Here is a 6,580-nt window from a genome sequence, read left to right as displayed (position 1 = left end):
ATCGACGACATGGCTCCCGACGCGGAGCTGTCGGCGGCGTGCGCCGAACTGCTCGCACCCCTTTTTGACGAAATCCGGGAGGGTGTGGAGCCCGCCGAGCTTTTGGTGCGCCTTGGCGATCTGTATCCGAAGATGGACACGGCGAAGCTGCAAGAGCTTATGGCGCGGGCGATCATGCTCGCAACCATCATCGGCGAAGCCAGCGCGCGGGAAGAGGCCGATGCAAACGCCTGATCTCGTCTACGCGCTAGGGCTCCCGCCGCGTGACGCCGTGGCCTACCTTGAAAGCAAGGGCATTACACCTACGCGGCATTGGTACGACATTTGGCAGGAGGCGCAGGCCAAGGCCGTCACCGTATCCGGCATGACCCGGTTTGATCTTCTGGAAGACGTCAAAAAAGGGTTGGTTGACGCCGTCAAAAACGGCAGGACGGGAAAGATGTTTATTGACGATCTGGCCCCGATCCTGCGGGCGAAGGGCTGGACCGGGAAGCGACAGAGCGTCAACCCGAAAACGGGAGAGGTGACGGAAAGAGGGCTGGATCTTCCGGCGCGCCTGTCCCTGATCTTTTTTCAGAACGTCCAGAGCGCCTACATGTACGGGCGTTACCGGGCCATGCTCGCCAACGCGGAGGAAAGGCCGTGGTGGATGTATGTCGCGGTACTCGACAGCCGCACCCGCCCACACCACCGGGCGCTCCACCGCAAGGTCTTCCGCTATGACGATCCGTTCTGGAAAACGCACTATCCCCCCAACGGCTTTTATTGCCGCTGTCGGGTGCGGGCGCTTTCGGACGTGCAGCTTGAACGGGAAGGGTTGACCCCGGAGAGCGGCGAAGGCCGCATGATAAGCCGGGAGGTTGTCGTCAACCCCCGCGCCCCGGAAAACCAGCAGGTTATCCGGGAGGTATGGGGCTGGCAGGAAAGACCGGGTGGCCTCACACATTGGACGGACACGGGCTTTTCGTACAGCGCGGGCTATACGACCTATCAACTTGACTGCGAGCTGGCGCAAAAGCTGGAGCTTATCAAAAGCGATGCGCTCTATGCCGAAGTTGTGCAGGCTATCAACAACGCCCCGGCCCGGCACGCGGCTTTCGGCTTGTGGATAGAGGAAAAGCTGGCCTCAAAATGGAAGACGGGCGACGCCGTGGTGGTGGGGCTTGTGCAGCCGGAAGTGGTGGCCGCCGCCAAGGCCGCCGGGCTGGACCCGGCCCGCATCGCCGTCATGACGGACAAGAAAGCCGTCCATGTAGACAGGGGGATACATCAAGAAGTGGGAAAAGCCTTGTCATTGGAGCAATACAAGGCACTGGCGAAAAATTTTGCCGATCCCGAGGCGGTCTATTGGGACGTTTCCCACAACAACGCCTTGTATGTATTCCCTGACCCCGATCCGGAGTGGTGCGTCATCATGCCGCTTTCCATGCCGTCCGGGGACACTAGAGCGATGAAGAAGATAGGAAAATATGACGGGGTTGCAACGGCCTATCGAGAGAAGAGGTGGGAGATAAAACGACGCGGAATGGCTGAAATAAAATTGTCCCGCAAGGACAGGAATTGAACCTGTATAATCAGCGCTAGCGATGCTCACCGCCCCATTGCCAATTCGGGGGACACTTGCGGGATTTCTTATAAAATACCTTCTTCCATCTGGGGAGTCAATGAGCGAACTTATCAAAATCAGCATATCCGACGAGGCGTTGCGCGTCGCTCTGGGGAGGCTCATCGCGTCCCTGACCGACACGACGCCGACCATGCGTGCGCTGTCGGAAATCATGATCGACGCTTCGGCCCGCGCCTTCCAGAACAATGCTGATCCCTCTACAGGCACGCCGTGGCAACCGCTGTCGGCGGCAAGGCAGAAACAGCGGGAAGGCAAAGGCCGCTCCGTTGTCAACATGTTGCAGGACAGCGGTCTGCTCGTGGGAAGTATTGCGAACACAGGCGGGCGTTATGCCGTGCGCGAGATCGGCCCCGGCTACGCGCTTGTCGGTACGAACGTCCCCTATGCCGCCATTCACCAATTTGGCGGCAAGACGGGGCCGCGCATCATCCGGGCGAAAAAAGGCAAGGCGCTCAAGATCCCGGGGATCGGATTCCGGCGATCCGTGAATCATCCGGGATCGGTTATCCCCGCCCGCCCGTTCCTGGGCGTCGGCCCGACGGACATCCAGGACATGCTCGACACCATCACCCGAAACCTGCAAAAAGCCCTCAAGCCGTAAAAGCCGTTTTCAGGGCCGTTTTTATCTCAAGATGAATGACGGCCCGTCTTTTTGCTTTACGCATTTTCTAACGGGGGTCTAACGGCCTTTATCGGCGCGTCGCTTCTTTTTCCTCCCCCGCTTTTCCCGTCCGTACCCGTTCCCCCGCCTTTCCACCCGCTGACATGCGTCAACTGGCACGGTTCCACAGCCCTGCTATTCTGACGCCATGAGCACCGCATACACCTCCTCCATCGCCGCCCGCGTTTTGACCGATGCGGGCGGCCCCGCGCCCGGACGCATCCAGCTTTTCCCGGTGGGCGAATTTTCCGCCCGCGACGGAAGGCCCGGTACGCTCAAGGGCGTCAAAGTCAAGGCGTGGACCATCACCCCCACTATTGCCGCCGCCGTAGTTGCCCGTTGGCAGGCGCGCGAGACGCCGCTTGTGGTGGACTACGAGCACCAGACCATGAACGCCGCCGAAAACGGCAAGCCCGCCCCGGCGGCGGGCTGGATCGAGTCTTTGGAGATGGAACCGGACGGTCTGTATGCCACGGTCAAGTGGACGGACGCCGCCCGCGCGTTCATCCAAGCTGACGAGTATCGTTACATTTCGCCCGTTTTCACTTTTGATCCTGAAACCGGGGCCGTGCTTGAACTGAAAAGCGCGGCCCTGACAAACTATCCCGCCCTTGACGGCATGGCCGCCGTCGCCGCGCGGGCAGAGGACGATCTTCCTATGAAGAAAGAGCTTGCCGACAAGTTGTGCAGACTGCTCGGCCTTGCCGCCGACGCGACGGAAGACGCCATGCTGACGGAGCTTCAAAAGCTCCCGGACGGCAAGGCGCTTGCCGTGGCCCTGTCCGAAAAGGATACCGAGATCGCGGCATTGAAGGCCGCCGATCCGGACCCCACCAAGTACGTTCCCGCCGCCATGCTCACCGCCGTGCAGGAGAAAAACGCGGCGCTGTCCGCAAGGGTCAAGGAACTGGAAGACAACGGCGTCCTCGCCGGGCTCACCGCCGAGATCGACGCCGCAGTTGCCGACGGACGCTTGCCGAAGTCCTGTGAAGCGTGGGCGAAGGCCACCGCGAAGACCCACCCGGACGCCGTCAAAAGCTATATCGCGTCTTCCACCACGCCCATTGCCGCCCTGAAAGGTACGCAGACCGGCGGCACGCCTCCCGATGGTACGCCGCGCACCGCCGCTCTGACGGATGAAGATCGGTACGCCGCGAAGGTCGCCGGTATTTCCGAAGAAGACTTTATCGCCGCGAAGGCGAAGGAGAAGAACTGATGCCCGTTGCCACTAATGCACTGCTCAACTCGCTTCGGGTGGGCTACAGCGACGTCTTTGAAAAAGCCAAGGCGGCGGCCCCTTCCCAGTGGGCGATGCTCGCCACCCTTGTAGCCTCCACGGCTGCCTCCACTACCTACGGCTGGCTCGGGCAGTTCCCGAAGCTCGCCGAATGGACCGGACAGCGTGCCTACAAAAGCATGAAGGAATTCGGCTATTCGGTCACGAACAAGAAGTACGAGGCGTCCGTCAAGATTCCCCGCACGGCTTTTGAAGACGACACGCTTGACGTCTACGCGCCGCTGTTCCGTGAGATGGGCTACGCGGCGGCCACCCATCCCGACGAGATCGTCTTCGGGCTTCTGGCCGCCGGGAGAACCGAGGACTGCTACGACGGCAAAAAGTTCTTCGCAGCCGATCACCCGGTCTATCCGAACGTCGACGGCACGGGATCGGTTGTGAATACCTCGAATCTTCTCCGGCCTGCGGCTGTCGAAAGCGTCGTTACCGACAAGACGGCGTGGTATCTGCTCGACGTGTCCCGCCCCCTCAAGCCCTTCATCTTTCAGGAGCGCACCAAGCCGGAGATCGAAGCGATCACGTCCACGGCGAACAACACGGTCTTCGACTACGACGAGTTTCCCTTCGGTATCCGCTACCGCTGCAACGGCGGGTATGGCTTCTGGCAACAGGCCGTTTGCTGCACGGACGATCTCACCGCCGCCAACTTCCAGCTCGCCCTCGAGACCATGCAAGGCTTCAAGGCCGACGGCGGACGGCCCCTTGGGCTTGGCTTCGGCGGCAAGACCGGGACGCTGCTTGTCGTCCCGCCCACGTTGCAGGCCGATGCCCGCGAAATCCTTGTTGCGGAACGCGATCAGTACGGCGCGAGCAACATCTGGTTCGACGCGGCAACCATTATCGTCAGCCCGTGGCTTGCGTAATGTACGCCACCGTTGAGGACCTTGTTTCCCTGTTCGGAGAGCGTGAAGTGATCACGCTCTCCACAAAGAAAAAGGGGAACGCGATTGACCGGGAGGCGCTGGAAACGGCTATCGGCTACGCAAGTTCGGAAGTGGACAGTTATCTTGCCTCGCGTTACGCCGTGCCGCTCGCCGACCCCGTGCCGCCCGTGGTCATGATGGTGACGGCGGACATTGTGCGCTACCGGCTCACAAGCGGCGACGTGTCCGAAAAAGATCCGATTATCACCCGGTACAAGTCGACCGTGGCATGGCTCAAAGATGTCGCGTCGGGCATTGTGTCGCTTCCCTGCGCCGGTTCCGCATCCGGTGAAACGGCGGACGGCGTCGAAATCAACGCCGGGACGAGGAATTGGTAATGCCGAGCCTTGTGGAAATACGCGATGCGGCGATCCGGGAGTTGAGCTTGCTTCTCCCGGACGTCACCGTCGAGGCCATATCCGGCGGGGCGGACGCAGCCGAAGTTTTGCGCGAGTCTCTCGGTCCGGCGACGGTCCTCGTGACCATCCTGTCGGCACAAAACACCGCATCAACGGATTCGTTTGACCTTGACGTATACGGACAGTTTGCCGCCATCGTCGTGATTTACGGCGGTACCGGACAGGAAGAGCGGGAGATGGACGGGCTCGCCGTGGTTGACGAGGTTGTCCACGCGATCCACGGGCAGATGTTCGGGCTCACTGATACGTCTTTTGCCCAGATACGATCCATTGCCCCTCTGGACGATGAAGAACTGGAAAGAAGAGGTGCGTGGGCGTGGGCGGTGCTCTGGGGGCAAGCCTTCACGCTCACCCCGCCAGCGGAGAAAAACCATGAATCTCTATGACACCCTGAAAGACAAGGTCCAGCTCGCCGCCCGCGCCCTTGCCCTTCCTCTCGGATGGGAAGGCGAGCCCTTTGTCCCGCCGCACGCCTCGCACCTTCGGGCGCAGGTAGTCTTCGAGAACCAGAAGCAGGCCACGCTCGGTATGAGCGGCCTCACCAAGATCGACGGACGGATCGAGATTAAAGTGATGGCTAAAGCCGGGGAAGACGCGCTTGTCGCGACCCTCGCCGATCAGGTCGCCCGGAAATTCCCGCGCGGGGAGGATATTCACTTCGACGACGGGACCATCACCATCACCACACCCCGCAAGTCCGGACCCGCCTGTGACGGCAAGCGCACCGGGGTCGTGGTCAACGTGGGCTTTTACACCTTCCAAGCCTAAAGGACGTTCAGTATGTACACTATCGCATCAGGCGCAAAACACGGGCTCCGATATGTCAAAGAGACGACGCCGGGAACGACGCCCGCGTCGCCCGCCATGACCGAGCTCAACCATAATTCCTGCTCGCTGACGCTTACCCGCGACACGTTCACGTCGAACGCCCTGCGTTCTGACCGTCAGATTCCCTTCCACCGTACCGGCGTGGACAAGATCGCCGGGGATATCGCGTTCGAGTTCGGGGCAAAGGAATATGACCCGTTCCTTGAAGCGGCCCTTGCCGGAAACTGGACGGAAAACGTCCTGAAAGCCGGTGTCGCGGTCCATGCCTTCACGCTTGAGCGGGCGTTTACCAATATCAATCAGTACGCCACGTATACCGGCTGTTTCGTCAATCAGTTCTCGCTTTCGGTAAAGCCCAATGAAATGCTTTCCGGCACGCTCTCTATTGTCGGGCTTTCCGGCGAGCGGGGCACCACGCCGCTCGCGGCGTCCCCCACCCCGGTGGGCGAAACCGATCCGTTCGACAGCTTCAAGGGCTCGCTCAAGATCGACAATCAGGCGATCGCCGTCGTGACCGGCATTGATCTGACCCTCGCCAACGGGATTGAGCCGCAGTACGCGATTTTCGACCGTTCGGCGAAGGCCGTGAGCTGGGGCCGCAGCACGCTTACCGGGACGCTTTCGGCGTTCTATATTGACGGGAACCTTCCCGAGTATTTCATCAACGATTCCCGCGTGAAACTGGAATTCACCCTTGAGCGCGGCGAGTATTCGTACACGTTCCTCATCCCTTCCATCACGCTGACCGGCGCTGACGATTCCGTGCAGTCCGAAGGCCCGATCCAGCTCAATGTCCCGTGGTCCGCCGCGCTTGATCCGACGCTT

Annotated in this window: 8 protein-coding genes and 1 pseudogene; all 9 read left to right on the top strand. The window is 60.9% G+C overall.

Annotation, left to right across the window (positions count from 1 at the left end; genetic code table 11):
* Positions 1 to 234 (top strand): annotated as a pseudogene (locus tag T370_RS0120900) (phage portal protein family protein); the annotation flags it as partial.
* Positions 221 to 1,564 (top strand): phage head morphogenesis protein, encoded by a 1,344-nt coding sequence (locus T370_RS23945; protein WP_051643935.1) that lies wholly within the window; start codon positions 221 to 223, stop codon positions 1,562 to 1,564. The pseudogene T370_RS0120900 and the gene T370_RS23945, both read left to right, overlap by 14 nt.
* A gap of 100 nt (positions 1,565 to 1,664) precedes the next feature.
* Positions 1,665 to 2,228: a phage virion morphogenesis protein gene (locus T370_RS23255; protein WP_034507391.1), complete on the top strand. Its 564-nt coding sequence runs from the start codon at positions 1,665 to 1,667 to the stop codon at positions 2,226 to 2,228.
* A gap of 208 nt (positions 2,229 to 2,436) precedes the next feature.
* Positions 2,437 to 3,504 carry a phage protease gene (locus tag T370_RS0120885; protein ID WP_029436888.1) on the top strand — a complete coding sequence of 356 codons (1,068 nt, stop codon included), beginning with the start codon at positions 2,437 to 2,439 and terminating at the stop codon, positions 3,502 to 3,504.
* Positions 3,504 to 4,448: a Mu-like prophage major head subunit gpT family protein gene (locus tag T370_RS0120880; protein WP_029436887.1), complete on the top strand. Its 945-nt coding sequence runs from the start codon at positions 3,504 to 3,506 to the stop codon at positions 4,446 to 4,448. The genes T370_RS0120885 and T370_RS0120880 overlap by 1 nt, the downstream gene beginning before the upstream one ends.
* Complete coding sequence (locus T370_RS0120875; RefSeq protein ID WP_029436886.1) at positions 4,448 to 4,846, top strand: gp436 family protein; 399 nt, start codon at positions 4,448 to 4,450, stop codon at positions 4,844 to 4,846. The genes T370_RS0120880 and T370_RS0120875 overlap by 1 nt, the downstream gene beginning before the upstream one ends.
* The gene (locus tag T370_RS0120870) at positions 4,846 to 5,313 is read left to right on the top strand and encodes a hypothetical protein (RefSeq protein WP_029436885.1); all 468 of its coding nucleotides are present in this window, start codon (positions 4,846 to 4,848) and stop codon (positions 5,311 to 5,313) included. The genes T370_RS0120875 and T370_RS0120870 overlap by 1 nt, the downstream gene beginning before the upstream one ends.
* Positions 5,300 to 5,695, top strand: a complete 396-nt coding sequence (locus T370_RS0120865; protein WP_029436884.1) for a phage tail terminator-like protein — start codon at positions 5,300 to 5,302, stop codon at positions 5,693 to 5,695. Before T370_RS0120870 ends, T370_RS0120865 begins: the two co-directional genes overlap by 14 nt.
* A gap of 12 nt (positions 5,696 to 5,707) precedes the next feature.
* The coding region (locus T370_RS0120860) for a phage tail tube protein (RefSeq protein ID WP_156034480.1) at positions 5,708 to 6,580 on the top strand (873 nt) is incomplete at its 3' end.

Source organism: Bilophila wadsworthia ATCC 49260 (assembly GCF_000701705.1).
Lineage (GTDB): Bacteria > Desulfobacterota > Desulfovibrionia > Desulfovibrionales > Desulfovibrionaceae > Bilophila > Bilophila wadsworthia.
Note: the sequence above shows the minus strand (reverse complement) of the source record. Positions and strands in the feature narration are given on the sequence as shown.

Coding starts and splice junctions, on each gene's coding strand:
- T370_RS23945 (WP_051643935.1), top strand. CDS start 221: ATGCAAACGCCTGATCTCGTCTACGCGCTAGGGCTCCCGCCGCGTGAC.
- T370_RS23255 (WP_034507391.1), top strand. CDS start 1,665: ATGAGCGAACTTATCAAAATCAGCATATCCGACGAGGCGTTGCGCGTC.
- T370_RS0120885 (WP_029436888.1), top strand. CDS start 2,437: ATGAGCACCGCATACACCTCCTCCATCGCCGCCCGCGTTTTGACCGAT.
- T370_RS0120880 (WP_029436887.1), top strand. CDS start 3,504: ATGCCCGTTGCCACTAATGCACTGCTCAACTCGCTTCGGGTGGGCTAC.
- T370_RS0120875 (WP_029436886.1), top strand. CDS start 4,448: ATGTACGCCACCGTTGAGGACCTTGTTTCCCTGTTCGGAGAGCGTGAA.
- T370_RS0120870 (WP_029436885.1), top strand. CDS start 4,846: ATGCCGAGCCTTGTGGAAATACGCGATGCGGCGATCCGGGAGTTGAGC.
- T370_RS0120865 (WP_029436884.1), top strand. CDS start 5,300: ATGAATCTCTATGACACCCTGAAAGACAAGGTCCAGCTCGCCGCCCGC.